The following is a 22,749-nucleotide window of genomic DNA, read 5'->3' as shown; positions in this document are numbered from 1 at the left end:
ATATCACTCCAAGCAGCCCTACATGCTAGCTCCGCCTTCTACCATGGCTATAGAAGGCTCCCGGGCTCAACTTTCAAAAAAAATGGGCGCTTGCAGCCATAATCCCGAATCCTCCTCATACAATGAAGAGTGTGTGCAAACGCCTGACGATCATGAGCTGTCTTCTATCCTTCAAGCAGGCTCCGACCATTAACAAGGAGGTTTTCCGAATGTACAACCAGCCTTACAAGCCAAACGCCGCGCCCTACGGGTATCCGGGCTATCCGCAAGGTACAGCGGGTATGCAGGCGGGCGGCCAGTTCCCCCCGATGGTGCCCAGCGGATCGACCATCACGCCATACGGAATGGCCGCGCCCCCCTCACCCTCCCCGGCCGCGCCGACGATGCCAGGACAGCTGCCGATTGAGCAATCCTTTATCGAGAATATCCTGCGCCTGAACCTGGGCAAAATCGCGACACTCTACATGACCTACGAAAACAACTCGGAGTGGAATGCGAAAATCTTCAAAGGCCGCCTGGAAGCCGCGGGCCGCGACCATATCATCATCAGCGACCCGGCTACCGGCATGCGCTACCTGCTGCTTATGGTCAACCTCGACTATGCTACATTCGACGAGGAGCTTCAATATACTTATCCGTACGCCTCTCCGGGTCCGACCGGCCGGTAAAGACGGCGCACGCAGCCTTGACGACTCCCCTCGGAGATGTCAAGGCTTATTCGTATTAGGGAGTGAGCGGCGGCTTTACAAGCTGCTTGCGTCACAGGGCTTCACGGCTTGCCGTACCGCTGCTTGTATTCGCTGGGCTTCAGGCCGACGGTTCGTTCGAAGATTTTACTGAAATATTTGGAATCCTCATATCCGACCAGACGGCTGATCTCGTACACTTTCAAGTCGGTGGCCAGCAGATGGCGCTTGGCATGCTCCATCCGTACGGCGGTCAAATAATGAAGGAACGTCACGCCCGTCTTCTTGCGGAACAACGGGCTTAAATAATGGGCGTGTATGAAGAAGCGCTCGGCGATGTTCGCCAGCGTCAGCTCCTGCTCGTAATGCTGATCGATATAAGCGGTAATTTCGTCCACAAGGGTGCGCCGGTGGACGTCCTGCTGCCCCGAGGCCGGGCCTTCGTTCAACGCCGGACGGCCGAGAGCCGTCCGGGCGGCGGCGAAGGAGTCGGGCATCTCCTGCATCCGGGCAACCGCCCTACCTGTGCCGATGCGGCAAGCCACGCCATGCCGGGAAAGAAGCTGTACCCGCAGCATGGAGGTCCATTCTTGCAGCTCGGCCGCGCGTTCCGCGCCGCTCTTGGCCTTCTCCCGCCTGGACGCCGCGGCCGTCGCCCCTGGGCGATCCGGCTTCCCCGTTCCCTCAAGGCTCTCCCCGCTCTCGAGCGCTTGCCGGGCAAAGCTGGACATGACTCCAAGCTCGGCCTCCATGAACCGGAACGCGTACGCAGCGGAAGGCGGCGCAACAATTTCACCCCATAAAGCGCATACCGCTTCCACCTCCGCATCGCTCCAGGAGCTGCGGTCCTCCTTCTCCAGCGCCAGCGCGCAGCAGCTGTCATAGGGAAAAATGATCTCCAGTTCGGCAAGACTTGCCATCAGCTCCTCATCCGATGCGCCGGCATGAGCCCAGTCGCGCAGCATGTTCTCCCGCTGCAGACGCAAGTAAATCTGCGCCTGCCTGCGAAGCAGGCTGAGCTCCGACGCCTCCTCGCGCAAGGCGCCGATCTCCTGAGCGACCTCGGCAAGACTTGCCTCCAGGCTCGTTTCCTCGATCGGCTTCAGCACATAGTGACGAACCCCCAGCTGCATCGCCTGTCTCGCATAGCTGAACTCCGAATAGCCGCTTAATATAATGAAGCGGGTGGACGGTTGAAGGGCGCTCCACTGGCGGATCATCTCCAGCCCGTCCATGTTGGGCATACGGATATCGGTGACGATCAATTCCGGCTGCCACCGGGCTGCAGCCTCCAGCGCTTCGCGGCCGTTGCGGGCGCGGGCGCAGACGTCGAAGCCGAATCGCGCCCAGTCGATCATGACGGACAAGCCGTCGAGAATCCATTTCTCGTCGTCGACCAGCATCACTTTATACATCGTTGTCTCCTTTCGGAATCGGGAACCGGATCGTTACCTCGGTCCCCTCATAAAGGACTGACGCCACGCTCAAGCCGTATTCGTATCCGTAGTGCAGCTGCAGCCGCTCCTGAATATTGCGCAGTCCGAGAGAGTCTTCCTCGCCCGCGCTCATTCTATCCGCATAACCAAGCTGTCTGCGCACGCGCTCCAGCTGCTCGCCGTCCATCCCTCCCCCATTATCCGCGATCCGGATGATCCCCGCCTCCTGCAGCAGCTCTCCTTCAATACGGATAATGTATTCGCGGTCCGGGTCGATGAAGCCGTGCGTGATGCAATTTTCTACTATAGGCTGAAAGGTCAGCTTCATGATCGGTGTTTGCTTAAGCGCCTCCGGAAGCTGAACGGAGAGATGGAACCGGTTCTCGAAGCGGATATTTTGCAAATGCACATAGACCTGAATATACTCCAGCTCATCGGCGACCAGGTTTGTCCGGTCCCGCTGCGAAAGCGTCAATTGGAACATGCGGCCGAGCGTTTTGATCATGGCGGCGACATCCGGCGCTTGGGAGAGATAAGCCTGCATACGGATCGACTCCAGCGTATTGTACAACCAGTGCGGATTGATCTGATTTTGCAGCGCCATAAATTTGGCCTGGTTTTGCTTGATTTGGGCCAAGTACACATCCTCGATCAAATTTTTGATTTTCAGCACCATCAGATTATAGGTGCGGGTCAGTGCGCCGAGCTCCACGTTCAGCCCCTCTTCGGGGATAGGGGTATAGCGGCCGTCCTCGACCCTCCGCATATGGCGAATGAGCCGGTTGATCGGCCTGCTGATCTGATAGCTCAGCAGCATGGAGATGCCGGCTATCGCGCACGCCATACTGGCGGCAATAATGAGCGCCAGATTCCGGTAAGAGACGATTTGCTTCTCCAGGTCTTCCATCGGCACGGCGACTGTAACGCCCAGCTTGCCGGAACGGTCGGTTCCGAGCATCCATTCCCCGCCGGGCAGTTCGGGCGCCGGGATCTCGGGAACGAAGGCCGCCGCCTCCAGGGAAGAATCGTAGATAAGGGCCCGCTCCGGCGTCTCGATCATCATCCGCTTGCGGTATGGAATCGAGGCGCCGCCCCCCTGTCCGCTGTGCGCGACAAGCTTGTCCGGAGATAGTTCAAACAGCAGAATCCCGGCATGACGGCCTTCAATATCCTGAATCAGGCGCCCCGCCGAAAACACGCCGACAACCGTTCCCGAAGGGAGGTAGATCTGGGAATGCGTCGGCACGATCACCAGCTGGCCGTTGGCCGCGCGGATTTGCCGTTTCCACTTGTCCCAGAAGGCCGCATCATGCGCCATATCCGGCATAAAACCGTTATTGTACACAAGGCCCGATTCGGAGAGAATCGCCACCCCCTGCAGATTGGGCAGCTGGGTCATGAAGGTGGAGAGCTGGCGATGGAGCAGCAGATTAAGACGGATTCGTTCATAAGACGAATACGAGGTCTCCCTGCCCAAATAATCGATCAGCGCATAGTCGCTGTATATCGTAAGCGACGAATTGCTCACTTGCGCAATATACGTTTCCAGGGATGTGGCAAGCTGAACGGCAAGCAGCTCAATAAGCTGGGTTGAGGTGCCGATCACCTGCTCTCTCGCTTTTGCATAAAACACATGAGTAAGGAGAAACACAGGAACCATACACATAAGCAGGTAGCTGATAAACAGCATGGTAAAAAACCGGTAGCGCCTCGGTCCGGTCCGTTTCTGCGAGCGCATCGGCATTCGCCCCCCTCCCCTCCGTATTTCGCAAACATTGCGAGAACGCTTACATTCAAAAGTTTCCCTTATTATAAGGGAGCGGTTGTGTACCCGCAAGGCGCATCGCCCTCCAGAGGCGATCATCTTAAAGATGTCTACCTATAATGTTACAGATGTCTTATCGAATCCTATACCCTCGACTAGTATACTGAAAGCGCAAACATAAATCGATGGCAGAAAGCAGGGATTCCTATGTCAAAGGCCGCTTCGTTGGAGCAGCAGGCGCATGTCAGGCTACGGGCGAGAAGCGGAGTCCTCCGCAATGTAAGGAGGTATTGGGCGCTGTATGTCATGGCGCTGCCGGGGTTCGTCTTTTTCATGATGTTCAAATACGTTCCCCTCGCCGGCTCCGTGATCGCCTTCAAGGATTATATGATTTTCAAGGGATTCCTCGACAGCCCTTGGGTCGGCCTCAAGCATTTTCAAGCCTTCTTCGAGTACCCCGATTTCTGGCGGGTATTCAAAAACACGCTCCTTATCGGCGCGTACAATCTGTTTTTCGTCTTCCCGTTCCCTATTGCGCTCGGACTGCTGTTCAATGAATTGCGCAATGTGGTGTACAAGCGCTCGCTCCAGACCATTTATTATGTGCCCCATTTCTTCTCCTGGGTCATTATCGCTGGCATTACGTTCGATGTGCTGTCGAACACCGGCATCGTCAATTCGCTGCGGGCCTTGTTCGGACTGGAGCCGATCCTGTTCATGCAGGAGGAGAAATATTTCCGCTTTATCGTCGTGCTTACGAGCATCTGGCGGGATGCGGGCTGGGGAACGATCGTCCTGCTCGCAGCCATCGCCGGCATCAACCCCGAGGTGTACGAGTCGGCGCTGGTCGATGGGGCCGGCCGCATCCGGCAAATATTCAGCATTACGCTTCCGCTCATTATGCCGACGGTCATCGTGCTGTTCCTGCTGCAGATCGGCAACTTCCTCGATCTGAGCTTCGACCAGATTTATAATCTGCTCACGCCCATGACCTTTGCCGTCGGGGACGTCATCGATACGTATGTGTACCGCGTAGGGATCGTGGAGGCGCAGTACAGCTCGACTACCGCGGTCGGCCTTTTCCAATCGGTCATCGGTCTGGTCATGGTGCTGACCTTCAATCAATTGGCGAAACGATATCAGCAGGACGGAGGGCTGTTCTAATGGCAGCGATGAAGGAAACGATAGGGGAGAAAATATTCCGGCTGTCGAATATAGCGATTCTGGGCATCTTCGGCTTCCTGATGCTGGTGCCGCTGCTGAAGGTGGTCTCCACCTCGCTCAGCTCCCCGTTTGCGGTGGATTCGGGACAAGTGTTCCTCTGGCCGGTCGATTTCACCTTGGCTTCCTGGGTCAAAATTGTCGAACGCGAGGCGCTGTGGCGCTCCTTCGGGCTAAATGTGCTCGTAACCGTCATGGGAACGGCGATGTGCCTGCTGATGACGGCGTTGATGGCCTATCCGATGTCCAAGCGGGAATTCGCTCCGGCGCGCTTTCTGGCCGTGATGGTCGTCATTACGATGGTGTTCCGCTATCCGATCATTCCGTATTTCCTGGCAGTCCGGGAATTCGGGCTCTACGACAACTTCTGGGTGCTCATTATTCCGCATCTGATTACGGCCTATAATCTGATTATTATGCGGACCTTCTTCCGCGAACTGCCCCAGGAGCTGGAGGAGGCGGCGCAAATGGAAGGATGCGGGTATTTCCGGATGCTGTTCCTGCTTGTGCTGCCGATATCCAAGGCCGTGCTGGCTACGCTGGGCATTTTCTACGCGGTGATGCTCTGGAACCAGTTCATGCACCCGCTGATGTTCATCGATAATCAGAATCTGTACCCGCTCCAGCTGCGGCTGCGGGAATATATGGTCAGCACGGAGTCTACGCTCACCAGCGGCTTCGAGGGGCAAATTCCTTACAGCAGCGCCACGCTGAAGGCGGCGACCGTCATTTTCGCTACGGCTCCCATTCTGGCCGTGTACCCGTTCCTGCAGAAACATTTCGTTAAAGGTGCTACACTTGGCTCGGTCAAATAACGCTGTATTGACACGCTTCGGTTTGTCTGCGACCTGAGCAAACCGGCCCGTTCAATATAATTGAACAAAACAAAGGGGATGTTAGACATATGGCTATGATTAAGGATAAGACGAAGCGAAAGTTGATCTACCCGCTCGTCAGCTCCGGGCTTGCAGCGGCCTTGCTGGCCGGCTGCAGCGGAGCCGGATCGACCGGCAGCCCGGGACCGGGGGAAACGGCTGGGGAGCAATCTAAGGAGATCCCTTACATTGAGGTGTGGCGGAATCTGGACAGCACGTTCGCGATAGAGAAAGACGGGCCGTATTCGAAGATGGTGCAGCAGGATACGGGCATCGGCTTGTACATGCCCTTTGTAGCCTGGAACAGCGGCAGCGCTTACGTGCAGAAGCTGAACACGCGAATCGCCAGCGGCGAGCTGCCGGACATGTTTATGCCGTGGCAGGGCAACGAAGCGGCCTTGATCAAGCAAGGCGCGCTGGCCGATTTGACCGATCTGCTCCCGAAGCATGCTCCGCATGTATGGAACCGTATTCCTGTGGAGGTGTGGGATGTCGTACGATCGGCCGATCCTTCGGGCAATGGACGCATCTATTACGTGCCGCTGGTGCAAACCTACACGCATTACGGCTCATACATCCGCAAGGATTGGCTGGACCGCGTCGGCATGCAGGTGCCGAAGACGAAGGATGAATATGTCGAGGTGCTCAAAGCTTTCCGCGATAAGGATGCCAACGGCAACGGCGACCCGAATGACGAGATTCCGGTGACGGGACGCGAGCAGGGACGCTGGATGGACCATTTGTTTGCCATGTATGGCGTGGCGATGTGGGAGGGTCTTCCGGTGTGGGATCTGCATAACGGGGAGCTGACATATTCGGCCGTTACCCCGAACATGAAGGCGGCGCTGGAGTTCGTGCAGATGCTGTACAAGGAGAAGCTGCTCGATCCGAATACGTTCCTAAACAAGGGAGACGAGTGGACGGCCAAAATTTACAACGATAAGGCAGGCAGCTGGTTCCATATCAATATGGGCATGAACGTGCGGATCGAAAATATCGCCAAGGTGAACAAGGACGTGAACCTGGTCGCGCTCGGAGTGCCGAAGGTCGAGGGGTACGACGGCTTCATCACCAACACGCAGATCAACCGTCCTCAGTGGGTCATCGCCAACAAAAATGAGCAAACGACGATCAACGCGCTGAAGCTGCTCGACTGGTCGGCCAACCCGGCCAATGCGGATAAAACGCAGCTGGGCGTGGAGGGCATGCACTACGAGGTGAAGGACGGCAAGCGGATTCTGCTGCCTAGCGATCCGGCCAAGCAGGAGTCGAAGATGCTCGCCAGCTTCATCACCGGCATGGAGGAAATCAACAAGCAGGCAGAAATTCAGATCGCCTCCTCTACGCCCGATCAGAAGCGGATCTTCGAAATGAGAGACCGGATTGTGCAGGATATGCAGCCTTACGGCCGGACGATTGCCGGAGACGGCATTCCTTCCGCCATCTACGACGGGTTCTCCGATCTGAAAAATCATACGATGTATCAGGAGTATATGAGCAAGATCATTATCGGCGAGTGGCCGGTCAGCAAATTCGACGAGTTCGTCGACAAGTGGAACAAAAGCGGCGGCGCCGAGGTGACCAAGCGGGCTCGCGCATGGTATCAAACCGTGAAGCGCTAAAGACCGGCTCCTCCTCCCCGCCTGCCCCGCCTTTCCGCAGTATCCGGGAACGGCGGGGCAGGCAGGGGCAAGGGAGAGCGCCGCCCTTGTCTGTCCGGCCGATGAGCGCAAAATGTGCGACGACCGGACTCCAATGGCCGATTACGACAATCAGATGGTGACAATCAGATTACTATAATTAGGATGCGATCTGGAGAAAGCGGGGTTTCTTTTACAGGGTAATTTGTAAGCGTTTACTATAAAACCGCTAGGATAATGGAGGGATAAACTGATGAACCCAAGGAATAAGGAAATTAGCGCAAGGAAAGAAAATACGGAGCACCGCCGCCGCATAAGCGCAAGCGCCCTTCCAGCCGCATGCCGCGACAAAACGCTGCTGGGCCTGCTGCTGATATCGCTGCTGTGCATGTGCCTGCCGCTCGCCCGGGCTGACGCCTTGGAGGATGAGACGTGGCGCAGCGCCCTGTATCCAAGCACCTGGACGCCCGGCTACGCCGACAGCGAAGGGCGCTTCCTGCACGACTTCTCCTACGCCGGGTACCGCAAGGGCGAGCAGCCGCTGCCGACTGTCGTTCCGGGCGTTGCCGTGCAGGTGACGGATGCGCCTTACAACGCCGATCCAACAGGCTTGCAGGACTCGACCGCCGCCATCCAGCAAGCCATCGACGATGTCGGCCTGCAAGGAGGAGGCGTGGTGTACGTGCCCGAGGGCGTCTATCGCATCAAGCCGCAGGCAGGGAATGCCTACTCGCTCACGATCGCCCACAGCGGCGTCGTGCTGCGCGGAGCCGGTGCGGACAAGACGTTTCTGTTCAACGATGAAATCAATATGCGGCAAAAAAACATTGTGCTCATCCGGCCGGCCGCCGGCGACTGGTACGAGCCGGTAAGCAGCGCCGTGTATGCCGCCGCCGATATTCCGAATCAATCGACGGAGCTATCGCTTGACAACGTCTCCGGATTGGCCACAGGCGACTGGATCGTCATAACCGGATCGGTGACGGAAGACTTTATGGAAGATCACGGCATGACCGGTTATTGGGATACGTCGCTCCGGGGCCCCGCCTTCTACCGGCAGATCACGGACATAGACGCCCTGAACAGCAAGATAACGATAGATATTCCAACCCGGTATGAACTAAAAATACGGGATCAGGCGAGAGTGTACAAGGTCGCGCCTCATATCAGCGAAGTAGGCGTAGAGGATCTGGCCATCGGCAATAAGGAAAATCCCAAAAGCGGATGGACGGAAACCGACTACAATGTGCCCGGAACAGGCGCTTATGATGCCCATAACAGCAACGCGATTTTATTGACGCATGTGGTCGACGGCTGGATGCAGCGCGTCCATTCCTACCGTCCGGACGGCAATATCGCCGACCACCATCTGCTGTCGAACGGCATCAAGTTTCTGCGTACCCGCAACGTCACGATCAGCGACTGCTTCATGTCCTCACCGCAATCGATCACGGGAGGCGGCAACGGCTATATGTATACCGTCGGCGGCAACGAAGGTTTGATTCAGTTCAGCCGGGCTGCTTACGGAAGGCACAACTTCTCGTTCCAGCATATGGCGGCGAGCGGCAACGTGCTGTACCGCAATACATCCAGCAACCCGGCCAAGGTCAGCGATTTTCATAACTTCCTGAGCATGTCCAATCTGTACGATAATATGACGCTGAACAACGACACGCTCGAATCGGTGTTCCGCCATCACGGCAGTCAGCTTATTCACGGGCAGACGGGAACGCAAAATACGTTCTGGAACACGCATGGCAACGGAGGTCTTCCCGGCAGCAACCAGCATATAGCGATCGACTCGCGTCAGTACGGCTACGGCTACATCATCGGCACGTGGGGCAAGTCGCCTTCGGTGAGAACAACGCCGACGATTATGCGCGAGGTGGAAACGGCTCCGGAGGATTGGAAGGAAGGCATCGGGCTGGGGCAGACGCTGGCCCCTCAATCGTTGTACGCCGACCAGCTCTACAAGCGCGCAGGGCTCGCTCCGATGACGCCGCCCGCTCCGCCAGAAGAGCCGGCAACCCGCTTCCCGGTGTCCGAGGATGCCTATGTGTACGGCGGTTCCCCTGCCAGCAACTACGCGACGGCGGAGAATCTGGCCGTGAAGGGCGACACGAGCGCCGCTTACATCCGCAAAGCCTACATGAAGGTCGATATGCAAGCTTGGGACGGTGCGCCGGCCGATCAAGCGAGGCTTTATTTTTACAGCAGCACCGTGGTGGACGCTACGTATGTGCGCGTATTAGGCTTGGCCGACGACAGCTGGAGCGAAACCGGGATTACCTGGAACAATCAGCCGACCGCAACCGGACAAGCAGTGATCGGGACGGTGCCGGTGTCCGCCGCAGGCTGGTACAGCATCGATGTCACCGATTATATCAACGCTGAGGTCGGCGACAAGACGGCAACCTTCCTGCTCGACGTTCCAGTGAAAACAGCCGCTTATATCCGTATCCATTCCCGCGAGCAGGCGACGAATCAGCCCTATGTCGCCTTCATCCCCGATGATTCCGGGCCTCCGATCTGGCCGGCGCGAGCACAGCTGACAGGCTCGCAGGCGATGCACAACAAGCTCATGCTGAATTGGCCTGCGGCCAAGGACGATATTGCCGTCGCAGGATATGAGGTTTACCGGGATCAGGTGCTGATCGGCACGACCGGTGCCGGAGCATCCTCTTATCCCGTTACGGGACTTGCGCCATCCACGGCCTATGCGTTCACGGTGAAGGCTTATGACGCGGCAGGCAATCGTTCGGGAGCTCTCGTCGCCACGCTGTCGACCTCCGAGGACAACGGCCGGTTCATCGTGACGCGCAATACGTATGTGACCGGCGGCAGCTCGGCGAACGAAAACTTCGGCTCGGCGGCAAACGTCATAGTCAAGTCCGATCCCGGCAACAAGAGCTATGAGCGAAGAGGCTACCTGCAGATCGATGTCACCGATTTTGCCGAGACGGAGGCGCAGTCGGCTCTGCTTCGTTTCTACAAAAATTCGGCCACAGACAGCGTGACGCTGTCCGTCTATGGCGTGGCCGACGACAATTGGACGGAAACCGGGCTCACCTGGAATAATCAGCCCCCTCTCCCGCAATGGTCCCTTGTCGGCACGGTTACCCTGTCAGACGCAGGCTGGTACAGTCTGGATGTGACGTCCTACTTGAACCAGCAGCTCTCCGTCTCCGACAAGCTTACCTCCTTCGTCCTGACCGGCCCGGGAGATGCGGTTAGTCCATATATCAGCATCGCGTCCAACAAGCACGCTGTCTTGTATCCGTACCTGGAGCTGGAGTAGCCGGCGGCAAACGTAACAAAACGTTATGAAGTTAAAAATATGATGGTATCCGAATGCTGCCCTCCTATGGTTTAATGGAAAAAAGCTATCTTTATAGCATAAGCGGGTGAGGGACATTGCACTTCGGATTCAAGCTCAAGGAATTTACATCTTCGCTTTTTATTCGGTTGCTGATCAGTTTTTTGATCATCATTTCATTGTTGGTCGCGTTTATTTTGTACTCGGTGGTATTCTACCGAGGCAATATTAAGGAGCAGGTCATTAACTACAACACGCTCGGCCTGGAGAAGACGACCGAGAATTATGAGAACCTGATCAATAATATCCACAGCTCAATTCTGACTCTTTCGTTGGAACTGCCTGATGCACAGGGGCAGGATTTCGATTATTGGAATGCGTTTAAGACCATGCAAAAAACTCAGCTTTTGCTGTCCAACCCGTATTTGTATTTGGAGAATCTGCTGCTCATGAATAAAAACGCCGGCTTTACGCTCGAGAGCGGCCGGGGGGCCGACACGGACGTTATGTTCCAGAGCTATTACAACAGCCCGGACTACGACGCCGCCTTCTGGAAAGAGCAGTACCGGGAGCCTTACAAATTCCGGGTTCTTCCCGAATCGTCGTTCGCCGAGGTCAGCGCCATCGGCCGAACGGAGGAGCGCAGGCTGCTGCCGATTGTGGTCAAGTACGAGCGGCAGCCTGACTTCTATACGATTGCCATGGCGAGAGGCGACCGTATCTTTTCCGCACTCGGGCAGACCGTAAACGACCGCTTTTATATTCTGAATGAACAGGGTCACATGCTGTACGCCTCGGACAAATCCCTGCCGCCCTACATCCCCAAGCTCGCTGATAAGGCCGGGCATATCATTGAGGATGGCGTCTATTATTTCTATCGCACCGGCGCTAGCGGATTAACGTATATGCACGTCGTTCCGGATAATACGATCTCGAGTCAGGTACGCTGGAACTTTTCATTCGTCCTGCTGCTCGTGCTGACCATCGCCATCAGCGTCATCGTCTCGCTCCTGCTTAGCGCGCGGCTTAATAAGCCGGTCAAACGGATTATTGAAGCCATGCACCGGTGGAACGCTCCCCTCCCGTGGGAAAGCGGAATCAAGGAGTTTAATATCATCCATGACAAGATGAACGATATTCTCAAAACAAACCGGGACATCCATCAGGACATGTCCGAGAAAGAGTCTCTGCTCCGCTACTACGCTTATTCCAATGTGTTGAAAAAAATCCGCCATCTGGAAGGAAACCAGTCGGCATGGATTCCGTCCGACCGCCCTTTCGTGCTGCTTCTGTTCCAAGTCAACTATAAACCGACCTTGCAGCGTCTGGACGTGGAGGCGGAGCGCGCCACCTCCTTCATCCGCGAGTACATTCACCGGATCATCGGTCAGACCTTCACCGATGCCGTAACTTTTCAGATGGAGAAGGATCAGATTCTGACCATCGTATTCACGGAGCAATCCGACCCGAATATCGGCCTCACGCTCGAGCATATTCGTCATATGCTGGAGGCGGAGAAGGACTACTGCTTCCTCACGATCGCCGCCTCAGGTGGTACGGACGATTGGAACGAGGCTTACAGCATCGGGCTCGAGCTGTTGAGAAGGAGAACCTTTGGCGACGATACTCAAATTATCGAAAATGCCCGGGAAGAAGCCGAAGAAGCCGGGTTGTCTCCGGCACAGGAGGAGGAGCTGGATGCCAACTTGTACGGCGGGAATGACGAGGTCGTGCTCCAGCTTGTTCGGCGAACCCTGGTCAGAATGAGGAAGCGCGGACAACGCGCCGACGCCGTCCTCCGGTTCGCCGAATCCATCGCCCACCGAACACAGAAGAACCTGCAGCAGCGTCACATTGACCCCCTACCAGTGCGCGATGCGCTTGAGGAGCTTCCATCCTGCCATACGTACGAGCGGCTTGACGAGATTTTGTCCGTCATGATCCGCAGCTCTGCCCATCTGGTCAGGGAGATGAAGGACAAGCGGGATTATATCATCCATTTTGTTTACGATTATTTGGAGAAGAACTATGCGGCGGACATATCGCTTGATGCTTTGGCCGACAAGCTGAACATCTCCCGCAGCTATTTGTCCCGCTACTTCAAGGAAAAGACCGGTGAGAATTTCGTCGACTATGTCAATTCCGTCCGCATCGAGAAAGCCAAGAAGCTGCTTCTGCAGCCGGATATCCGCATCCTGGACGCGGCCCAGCTCGTCGGTTATCAGAACGCCAACTCCTTTAACCGGATGTTTAAGAAGTTTACCGGCTCCACGCCCAGTGAATTTCGCCGAAATGAGCTTCTATAACGTGAATAAAACCATCGCATACGGTTGTAGGCGATGGTTTTGTTTTTACATGAAGCCGTTACTTACAGAATGCCGTTTATTTCCATTCCCCTTTAATCCCCGAAGACTGCAGCAACTTGTTCACGTCGTCGATCACTTCCTTGCCGCCTTTCTTCATGTATTCATCCACCATCTTGTTCCAGTTGGATATCGGTTCCTGGCCAACGATCATCTTGGTTTGCCATTCTTGCGTAATCAGATCCAGATCTGAGTTTTTCGCCATCAATGCGTCGGAGTAGATTCGGAAGACGGGGTTGATATAAAACTTGGTATTCTTCAGCAGATCCACCGTTGCGGCTGCGAAGCTTTTGCCGAGCGGGTCCGAGATAACGGCAGCCGGGTCGGTCGCTTCGTCGGTCGGCGCCCAGTAAACGGACCGGTAGTAGCGGTTCGGCCGGTGGTCCCAAGTCTCCTGAGGCTCCAGAACCATGGCACCGTTCACCATCTTGTAGCTCACGTTCTCGCCGCCGTACTGCCAATCGAAATCCTTATTCTGCGGATTCCGGTTCTCGATCGGAATGAACTTACGGAAGTAGCTTTCCATCTGCAAAATGCGATCGACCTTATCAGGCTCGCTCTTCAGCTTGGCGTTCAGCGCCTTGATCGTGTAATACCCTGAGCCTGCCGTGAAGCCCTGCTGTCCGTCCACTTGCTTGAACGCCGGGATCACTTCGATCTTAGCGTTCGGGAACAGCTCCCGGAACGATTTGAGCAGATTGATGTCCATGCCGGTCGGCTGCTCGTACCAGATTCCGTATTTGCCGGCATAGAAATCCTTCCGGACGTCGGTCGATTTGGATACGGCCCAATCCTTATGCAGCGCCCCTTCCTTGTACAAGTCCGCGAGGAATTGAATCTGCTCCTTGTACCCTTCCGAGATCGTCCCCGGAATCAGCTGACCCTGCTCGTTCTTGTGATACCACGACGCATCCCAAGCCGCCCCCATGGCCGCGCCGTATACGACTTGCTTGGAGAGTCCGAAGCCGTAGGTGTCGTTTTTGCCGTTTTTGTCGGGATCGTCCTTGGTGAAGGCGATGGCCACCTTCTTCAGCTCCTCATACGTCGTTGGCATCTTGAGGCCGAGATTATCGAGCCAATCCTTGCGAATTACCGGCTTCTTACCGTATTTGGCGGGGAAATATTGCGGTATCGCGTAAATTTTGCCGTCTATCGTCACGGCATCCCATACACTCTTGGGTACAAGCTTCAGCTCCGGATGCTTGTCGATGTAATCATTCAGCGGAAGGAACGCCCCTTGCTTCGCCCACTTTACGAAGTTGGCGTCCACGCTCTCCATCCCGATGATATCCGGCAGGTCGCCTCCGGCCATCACGACGGGCAATTTGCTCCCGTACTGGTCATACGGCACGAATTGAGGCTTGTAAGTCACATTAAATTTTTCATTTATTTTTTTCAGCCCTGAGCCGTTTTCACCCGGGATCGAGGTCCAGGTCCCCTCTATCGAGGAGATCGTAAATGTCTTCGCCGCCTGGCCTTGCGGCGCAGTCGAGCCGGCTGCTGCCGGCGTTGTGCCGGCAGCTTCGCCTGCCGCCGGTTTCTTTTCATCTGAGGAGCATGCGGCCACGGTTACGGCCATTGTCGCGGCAAGTCCTGCCGCCATCCATTTTTTCATCGGTAACCCTCCCTGTTATAAACAAACGCCCGGAATACCCCAATGTAATCTTGCGGATTTCGTTACCCTTTTACGGAGCCAAGCATCACCCCTTTCGCGAAGTGCTTTTGCAGAAAGGGATATACAATAAGAATCGGGAGCGTCGCGAGCAGGATCGCCGCCATGCCGATCGTTTCCCCGGGAGGCAGATCGGCTGCCCGGGCCGCGTCGCGAGCGGCTGAAGCGAGCGAGTTCGACGCGTCGTCCAGAATAACGATCTGCCGCAAAATGACCTGCACGGTCCACTTGGACGGGCTGTTCAAGTACAGAATCGCGTTAAAATAGGCGTTCCAATGCCCTACGGCGTAAAACAGGCCAAAAGCGGCGAACGCCGGCTTGGACAACGGTACGATAATGCGCGAAAAAATTTGCAGATCGTTCGCCCCGTCGATGACGGCGGCTTCCTTCAGTTCCTCCGGGATGGCAAGGAAAAACTGCCGGATGACAATCAGATTGAAGGAGTTGATAGCTCCGGGAATAATGAGCGCCCAAAAGCTGTCGATGAGGCCGGTCTCTTTCACCATCAAATACGTCGGGATCAAGCCGGCGTTGAAAACGAAGGTAAACAGGACAAGAAATACAATAACCTTCTGTCCCCATATATTCCGTGTTATACCATAGGCCATCGTGGCGGTCAAAATTAAATTGACCAGGCTGCCTGCCACCGTTACATAGATGGTGACGCCGATGGACCTGAGGAACGAATCGGCTTGGAGGATGTAGGCGTACGAATCCGTCACCCATCTCTTCGGCCATAGAATAAGCTCGCTCACCACATACTCCTCATAGGACGTGAAGGAGACTGCGAAAATGTAGTAAAAAGGGAATAACATCGCCAGCGCGAGCAAGCCGAGCAGGCTTGCATTCAGAATGTCCGCCAGACGATCGAGCCTGGTTCGATGATGATTCATATCGGGTCACCTGCCATTATATTGTCGTTGCTTGCAGTTGTGGAGCTAGAATAATCCGCTAAAATAGTCCTTCATCTCCGAATCGTTTGGCGAGCTGATTCGCCGCGAGGATCAGAATAAGTCCGACCACGCTCTTGAACAATCCGACTGCCGCCCCGAAGCTGAAGTCCGCTTGTTGAATGCCTTTGAAGTATACATAAGTATCGAGGACGTTGCCGACATCCATCGTAAACGGGTTCAGCATCAGAAATACTTGCTCAAAGCCCGAATCCAGCACGGAGCCAAGCCGGAGAATGAACAGGATAATGATCGTGCTGCGCAAAGCCGGCAGTGTAATATGCCAGATTTGCCGCCACCGGTTGGCCCCGTCCACGAGGGCCGCTTCGTACAAGCTTGGGCTGATGCCGGCAAGGGCGGCCAGGAAGATGATCGTCCCCCAACCCGCTTCCTTCCAGATGACCTCAAGGACAAGGAGCGGCATGAACCAGCCCGGCTCTTGAAGAAAAGGCACCGCCTCCATGCCGAACATTAGCCCGAGTCCGCGGTTGACAATCCCCTCCGTCTTGAGGAAGATCGTAACGATGCCGATGACGACGACCCAGGACAAGAAATGCGGCAAATACAGAATCGATTGCAAGAGTCGTTTGAAGCGCTCGCTTCTCAGCTCATTCAGCATAACCGCCAGCACGATCGGAACCGGGAAGGCGAAGGCGATCTGCAGGAACGACAACAGCAGGGTGTTCCACATCACCCGGATCACCTCCTGATCGCTGAAGATCGTCCTGAAATGCCGGAGCCCGACCCATTCGCTATGCAGAAATCCCCTGAACGGACTATAGTCCTGGAACGCAATCACATTGCCGAGCATGGGAACGTACCGGTATACGAAAAAATAGAGAAGTCCCGGCATAACAAGCAGGATTAAATACCTTTCCCTCCATAACCGTTCCCTCAAGCTTCTATTCTGTCTCGTATGGCCTTGAGTATGGACCTTTAGGGTTGACATTGCTTCTGGCTGCTTCATACTTCCTCTTCTCCTCCTTGCTTCATCCTGAGCTTTACCTTACCGGATGGCTTAGCCGTTGACCATCGTCACTATTCGTTGTGCTGCATTCTTTTTGCGATAAGCATAAAAATAATGAATAAGTGAAAAAACTGTTGTGGCTGTCGGAGGTAAAGTCCGGGCAAAAAGAGGACCGTCCGGCGTTATTATCGCCGGACGGTCCTTTTTCATGACTAATCTTCCAACACGATTAAGATGGCGAAAGCCCCTTGCCTCAGCAAAGGGGCCTTCATCTTGCGCATACGCTACCCGAAAATCCGGCTAGCGACGAACGCCAAGTCTTGAATATCGACGATACCGTCGCGATTGATGTCTGCCTTGCGGGCACTCGGCCAGTCGGGGCTTGTCATGTCTACTCCGTAAAATTTGGTTATTTCCGCAAAATCGGCGATATTAAATAGCGGGTCGGCGTCCATATTGCCTGTGCTTGCCGTAATCCGGTGCGACTCAAACTCCGCCATTGCTGCTGCCAGGCCCGACTGTGCCGTCTGCACCTGCGACTCCGTTGCATCAGCTTGATTAAATACGGCTTTCGCGGCATCTATGGCCGAAGTCAGAGTCGCCTTCAAGCCTGCGAGCACCGAGCTGAAGAAGGTACCGGTTGCCGTTCCCGCTTCCGCCTGGTCGCGGGTCGCTTCCGCTTGCGCGATCAAGGCGCCAAGCGCTGCCTTATCCGATATGCTCACTTGTGCCGAGCTTGCCGCGAGGGCGGTGACAACACCGGCTTCGGAGGAAATCGACACGGCTGAGCTCGTGAAGCTGGCAGTACCTGTAGGCGCACCCGTCTTAGCCTGGAATTTCAAGGTCAGGAAGGGGGCATCCGCCGGCAGCGTTCCGCTGCCGATTCGTCCTGCCAATACACGCAGCTTGCCGGCCGCCGCATCATCCGTAACGATAACTGCTTGCTGCGCATAGTCTTTCGCATATTCGGCGTAACTAAATTTGGACGGATCATAAGAGAGTGTAAGGTCCACACCGGCTGCCGCTTCCACTTGCTCCAGTTTCAATTGAAGGTCGAGGTTTTGCCCTCCGCTAACCGAGCTTGCGCTTGGCGTCAGCTTGACGGACGGCTTCGAAGCCGGTTCTACTTGTTTGAGTCCAACCCAGTCGATATTCGACGCCCCGATCACGTTCCACATTTTGAGCGTATTCGTTCCCGCAGGCAGATAAGTCGCCGTATGAACGGTGGCCGCTCTCCACTCCTCCGGGAATTGCCCCCATTTCGGCGTCTTTGGGATTTCCGCCGAATGAATCTCGGAGCCCAGCTGAATCAAGCGCTTCGGATTACCATCCTCCAGCTCCCAGCCCGCCACATATTTCATGGCCACATCATAATACCCGGCTTCAGGGACATTCAACTGCCAAGTAATCGTTTGACCCGGATTGTTCCAGCCGGTGACGCCTACACCGCCCGAGAGAAAATCGCGCGTGTTATACGTAGATATCCCGGAGTCCGCACTGCTGAAGCTTTCGGCTTCTGCAAATACGTCCAAATCCGCCTTGACAGCGTCATGATCCGCCGATTGCTCTACCGGAGTTGCCGCACCCGAGCCGGCGCTGCGCAGCTTGAGAACTCCCGTCGCAGCAGGCACAATAATCTTGCTGTTTGCGGTTATAAACATCACCGGCTTGGCTCCTCCGCTTCCCTCGAAGATGAATCCGGGAGGCGCTTCGAGCACTTCGTAAAGCCCGGCTGCGTTGGATAATCTTCCCCAGGCGCTTGTGCCGCCGTGTCCGTCGCTGTAAGTGGACAGCGTTGCCGTCGACGGAACGCCGTTGATCTCAACGGGATAGGACAACGGAGCTTGCGGAGCTGGAGCTGGAACATTACTTAACAGAAGCTTATGCTGGCCGGGCTCCACATTCAGCGTTAACACGCTTCCAGTCGTATCCCAATGAACGCCGCGCGTATATACGGCATCCGTTACGCTGCCGCCCTTCGGCAGGCTGCGATACTTCTCGTCAAGCACCGTCGTAACACCGGATTTATGCAAGCTGACTTGTGTATCCTGCATCCCTGTGATGGACAGCTCATCGCCGGAAAGCGCGATCGTAGCCGGCTGTGCGCTGCTAATCCGTGTCACTCCGCCCATGACCAATTGGGTGCCGCCTACCAGAAGAACGGAATCTCCTTTGACAGTAGCCGCGATGCCTTCGAACTGCATGCTGCCGGTGTCTACGACGCCGCTAAGGGCTGTACGTACATAAACATCCGTTCCATCGGTGAAATGGAGCTTCCGGTACGTGCCGTGATCCTCGGAAACGATGTTCTGCGGCGTGGAACCGACCTCGTAAGGGACGTAGGTGGAAACGATAGTCGCTTCTTCCGTTTTTGGAGTCTTAAATCCGCCGTGCTGTCTTCTTATTCCTGTATAGGTGCCACCGGGCAGATGCTCTTCTTCATCTTCTTCGATGTACTTGTTCGTTACCGGCACTTCTATTAATCCCGGATAGTAAAGATTGACTTTCAGCGCAGCCTGATTTTTGATAATGGTCGCACTGCTATTCGCTCCATCCAGCGTTAAGCTTTTATCGGCATGCAGCCAATATTCGAAGCTGGAGCCGCCCGGCTCCCGGGCGTTCAAATTATCGACGACTACGAAGGCGCCCGGCTTCACGTAGATGACACTGCGCTGAGCCAGATCGAGGCCAGCTTTGCCCGGGTTGGTATTGTAAGCTGTTGTGGCGTCGCCAACCGCCGCGTCGAAATCTTTGGTCGTGGCGAATCCGGTAATTTTACCCGATGCCCTCATATCATCCAAGTTTTGGCCTTTTTTACCGTCATAAGTAATCGCATTATGGGCAAACGTTTGCTTGGCATATTGATTGTAATGAGGGGTATTGTAATCGTCATAGAACCCGCCCTCAACGGTTAGATCCTCACCGAAGGCTTTGATGATCAAGCTGTTCTGATCCGCTTGGCTGTGATTCCAGCTGCCGAATGGACTGGATTTGAAATAGAACGAAATCCGTTTCGGATCAAGTAAACTGGAGTGCATGGCGACCGTTCCGATTTGCTCAAAGTATTTGGCTGTCGGCATTTCTACCGGAGGACGCGCCGATAAGTTTTCATCTTCATACAAATAAGTTTTGTAATCGCCGTAATCGTAATTATAACGCTGCGAGTACCACTGCATGACCTCATCCTGCTGCATTTTCGCGTTGATTAATACATTGGTCGTAACTTGCCCTATGTGGATGCCGTCGTTACCGTTGCCGAACGCACCGTTTTGCTGGCCTACAGGAATCATATACAAAGGATACCAGGACTCATTACGGAAGTAAGCTTTCTGATAAAGATTAAAGCCCGTCGCTGCATAGAGCGTATCTATAAAATGCTTTCCGAATATGGAAGACCACTGCCAGTAGCCTTCCCCATTGCCCCAGCCGCCGTCCTCGCCGCCCCATACCGGCGCCAGATTGATGTAAGCAGGCACAATCGTCTTGAACCATTTCTGCGCTTCCTTCGAAACGTTCGTACCGTTGATGTCAACGTTCTCGTGAAGCAAGGAGATTGCGATAATGCCCAGATAGCCGTTTACCGTCCAGCCGTGCGAATCGTAGGGACTGCTTGTTATTGGCCTTTCATCGTACAGGACATCGTCAGCAATCGTCTGCCCCCGGTCCAGTAACATGGTTAATGCCGTTTCTTTTTCCTCCGGGCTGAGGAGATCGTAAATCCAGTCGTAGGCAATTGAACCCTTCAACACGATATCCCGATGAACCTGGTCGTTTCCGCCGTTACGGTTGTTATAGTGAGTGGGACCTTCTTTCGTTCTCCAAGCAGAGACATGTAGGAGCCGCTCTTTGGCAAAGTTTCCGTATTCGGGATCACCCGTAACCAAATAAATGAAAGCTGCGTTGACCATAGGAGTCGTAACTGCTGTTGTTTGATCCAGGATTCTGCCGGGTTTATCAAGTGACGGCTCGCCTGGCAACGTATGATCGCTTACATTAATCTGGCGTTTAATAAAATCAAATGTTTTCTTGCCGGCTCCGTCTTTTCTGGCACGGAAATCGCTTAACGTATCCGGCGTAGTCAGTATGCGTGGATGTGAGGTGGGTACGTTAGCGATAAGCTCGGATACGGGCGGAACCGGAAATTCCTTATAATCCGCGTCAATCCGGAACTTGCGGGTATCGCTCCAATCGGACCATCCGGCTGTTTTGTGGAACCTGACTCTCCAGAAGTAGGACTGGCCTCCCACAAATGGATCCGGGAAATTATAGTAGTTTATCGGTATATCGTTTTTCTGGTAAAGGATGTTCTGGAAGCTGCTGTCGGTCGCCACCTGCAATTCGTAGACGCCCGCGCCATCCATCACCGGCCATCCGAAATCAGGAGGGTTCTGTGTCGTAACAAGATGGTCGATAGGCTGAAAATGCCGTGAACGTGCCGGATCCAGATCGCTTGGCCACGCCTGCGAGCCGCCCGTAGGAGGCGCTTTGTCCGCCGCTGTTAATGTAGCTTGATCAAAATAAAGCTCGGCTGTGCCTATGCCGAATGTGGCTAATTCCACCTGCACGTCAGTTGTCCCGGCCGGAGGCTCGGCTGTTAACGTTAAGGCTTCCCATCCGCTCGTCCCGGTTGTTTGCGTTTCCACAAATTGCTGGCCTGACGAGCCCAGGAAGCGCAGGATCAGGCTGCCGCCGCCGGATATGGCATTCGCATGGACAGCCGCCGTGTACGATTTGCCGGATACGACAGGTATGGCCGGACTTTTCACACTGTAGGCGTCCGTAGCAGATCCGTCGATAATATGCACTGCTTTTTTTCCGTGGATATACACGGTGTCCGTCACCGCTGCGATGCTGGATGCCATTCCATGGTCAACAGCTGTCCAGCCGGTTGGCCTAGTTCCCGTCACCGCTTCAAAGCTCGGATTTGGCAGCAGCTCCGTCGTTTTCAGTGAGGCGGCATCCGCATAAACGACGCCGCTGTTTACCGAGCTTGGAATGACGATCAGCATTTCCATGCCAACCGTGCTTGCCGGAGGCGTATCGGTGATCGTAATCGTCTGCCAATCTGGTTTGGCGTTCACAGACGCAGGCTTTTGCGTAGATTTATTGTTGACGTCATAGTAGCGGATCAGCAGGGTAGCTGCTCCGGAAACCACCTTAACCTTAACGGTGGCTGTATAAGAAGTCCCTGGAGAATAAGCAATCCGCTCGCTCCTGACCCCTGCCGTAGCAGCTGTGTTGTTGTCCGTAAGCTTGACGCTGCGAGTCCCGTCCGCCGCTTCGTTCGTAACCGACTCGACTGCCAAATCGGGCTTGTTTTCAAATAAAATCCAGCCTGCCGGCATACTGCCCGACACTTCCTCGAAGCCGGAATTCACAAGCAGCTCCGGCCCCATAACCGGATTGCTGCCTGCGCCGGATGCCGTTTGATATGAAAATAAGTTCAGAAACAGGCTCAATCCCATGGTGAACACAAGAGTCATCGCTAGTATGCGTCGCCTTTTGTATGTAATCAATTGTTTCGCCTCCAGCTTATAAATTTGTTGCATCCTCGCACATCTCATTTCCTCAAGGAACACTCTTGCAATTGGAAAACCTCTTACATCGATTCATATCCTTTCTTCTTATTTGCTTTGCTTCATTCCCGTCTTGAATCGGACCACCTCCTTCATAAGTTCCAGATGGAATCGAACTTTTCAGCTTCTTGGCGGTCATGTATAGCTCATCCCACGCGGCAGGATTTCGGGAAACGCTTTCATTTTTCTCCAATAGTAGAGTGTAGATGACAATACGTAAATCAACGGAAATGCAGAATCTTGTACTTTTTTTTGAATAAATGAAAAAAAACTTAAAAATCA

General features: G+C 54.8%; 13 protein-coding genes. 6 read left to right on the top strand and 7 right to left on the bottom strand.

Annotated elements, in window-relative coordinates; genetic code table 11:
* The first annotated feature begins 209 nt into the window (after positions 1-209).
* Positions 210-668, top strand: a complete 459-nt coding sequence (gene gerQ / locus BLR08_RS22125) for a spore coat protein GerQ (RefSeq protein WP_072334938.1) — start codon at positions 210-212, stop codon at positions 666-668.
* Between the two features lie 101 nt (positions 669-769).
* Here gerQ and BLR08_RS22120 read toward each other — a convergent pair whose 3' ends face one another.
* Entirely contained in the window at positions 770-2,101 is a 1,332-nt protein-coding gene (locus BLR08_RS22120) for a response regulator transcription factor (RefSeq protein ID WP_072334935.1), read from the bottom strand.
* Positions 2,094-3,866 (bottom strand): cache domain-containing sensor histidine kinase, encoded by a 1,773-nt coding sequence (locus BLR08_RS22115; protein ID WP_072334932.1) that lies wholly within the window; start codon positions 3,864-3,866, stop codon positions 2,094-2,096. The genes BLR08_RS22120 and BLR08_RS22115 overlap by 8 nt, the downstream gene beginning before the upstream one ends.
* Positions 3,867-4,094: 228 nt before the next feature.
* Between BLR08_RS22115 and BLR08_RS22110 the strand changes: the two genes are divergently transcribed.
* The 5 genes from BLR08_RS22110 (at position 4,095) to BLR08_RS22090 (ending at position 13,245) form a co-directional block, all read left to right on the top strand.
* A complete protein-coding gene (locus BLR08_RS22110; RefSeq protein ID WP_083537409.1) occupies positions 4,095-5,051 on the top strand; it encodes an ABC transporter permease in 957 nt (318 codons plus the stop codon).
* On the top strand, positions 5,051-5,923 hold the full coding sequence (locus tag BLR08_RS22105) for a carbohydrate ABC transporter permease (protein WP_371117593.1): 873 nt from the start codon (positions 5,051-5,053) through the stop codon (positions 5,921-5,923). Before BLR08_RS22110 ends, BLR08_RS22105 begins: the two co-directional genes overlap by 1 nt.
* 89 nt (positions 5,924-6,012) lie before the next feature.
* Entirely contained in the window at positions 6,013-7,605 is a 1,593-nt protein-coding gene (locus BLR08_RS22100) for an extracellular solute-binding protein (protein ID WP_083537408.1), read from the top strand.
* 271 nt (positions 7,606-7,876) lie between these two features.
* Positions 7,877-10,921 carry a CBM96 family carbohydrate-binding protein gene (locus BLR08_RS22095; protein ID WP_072334926.1) on the top strand — a complete coding sequence of 1,015 codons (3,045 nt, stop codon included), beginning with the start codon at positions 7,877-7,879 and terminating at the stop codon, positions 10,919-10,921.
* Positions 10,922-11,037: 116 nt separating this feature from the next.
* Entirely contained in the window at positions 11,038-13,245 is a 2,208-nt protein-coding gene (locus BLR08_RS22090) for an AraC family transcriptional regulator (protein ID WP_072334923.1), read from the top strand.
* Positions 13,246-13,321: 76 nt separating this feature from the next.
* On the opposite strand, the gene BLR08_RS22085 is transcribed toward BLR08_RS22090, so the two are convergent.
* From BLR08_RS22085 to BLR08_RS22070, 5 genes are all read right to left on the bottom strand, one after another.
* Positions 13,322-14,917, bottom strand: a complete 1,596-nt coding sequence (locus tag BLR08_RS22085; RefSeq protein ID WP_072334920.1) for an extracellular solute-binding protein — start codon at positions 14,915-14,917, stop codon at positions 13,322-13,324.
* Between the two features lie 62 nt (positions 14,918-14,979).
* Positions 14,980-15,867 (bottom strand): carbohydrate ABC transporter permease, encoded by an 888-nt coding sequence (locus BLR08_RS22080; RefSeq protein WP_072334917.1) that lies wholly within the window; start codon positions 15,865-15,867, stop codon positions 14,980-14,982.
* A 58-nt stretch (positions 15,868-15,925) separates the two neighbouring features.
* Positions 15,926-16,891, bottom strand: coding sequence for an ABC transporter permease (locus BLR08_RS22075; RefSeq protein WP_083537407.1), 966 nt, complete (start codon positions 16,889-16,891; stop codon positions 15,926-15,928).
* Between the two features lie 51 nt (positions 16,892-16,942).
* Complete coding sequence (locus BLR08_RS31250) at positions 16,943-17,101, bottom strand: hypothetical protein (protein ID WP_176835578.1); 159 nt, start codon at positions 17,099-17,101, stop codon at positions 16,943-16,945.
* Between the two features lie 74 nt (positions 17,102-17,175).
* The gene (locus BLR08_RS22070) at positions 17,176-22,407 is read right to left on the bottom strand and encodes a DUF4962 domain-containing protein (protein ID WP_176835577.1); all 5,232 of its coding nucleotides are present in this window, start codon (positions 22,405-22,407) and stop codon (positions 17,176-17,178) included.
* Positions 22,408-22,749: the final 342 nt, after the last annotated feature.

The organism is Paenibacillus sp. cl123 (assembly GCF_900101595.1).
Taxonomy (GTDB): Bacteria; Bacillota; Bacilli; order Paenibacillales; family NBRC-103111; genus Paenibacillus_G.
The sequence above is the reverse complement of the archived record's forward strand: the minus strand, read 5'-3'. Positions and strand labels throughout refer to the sequence as shown.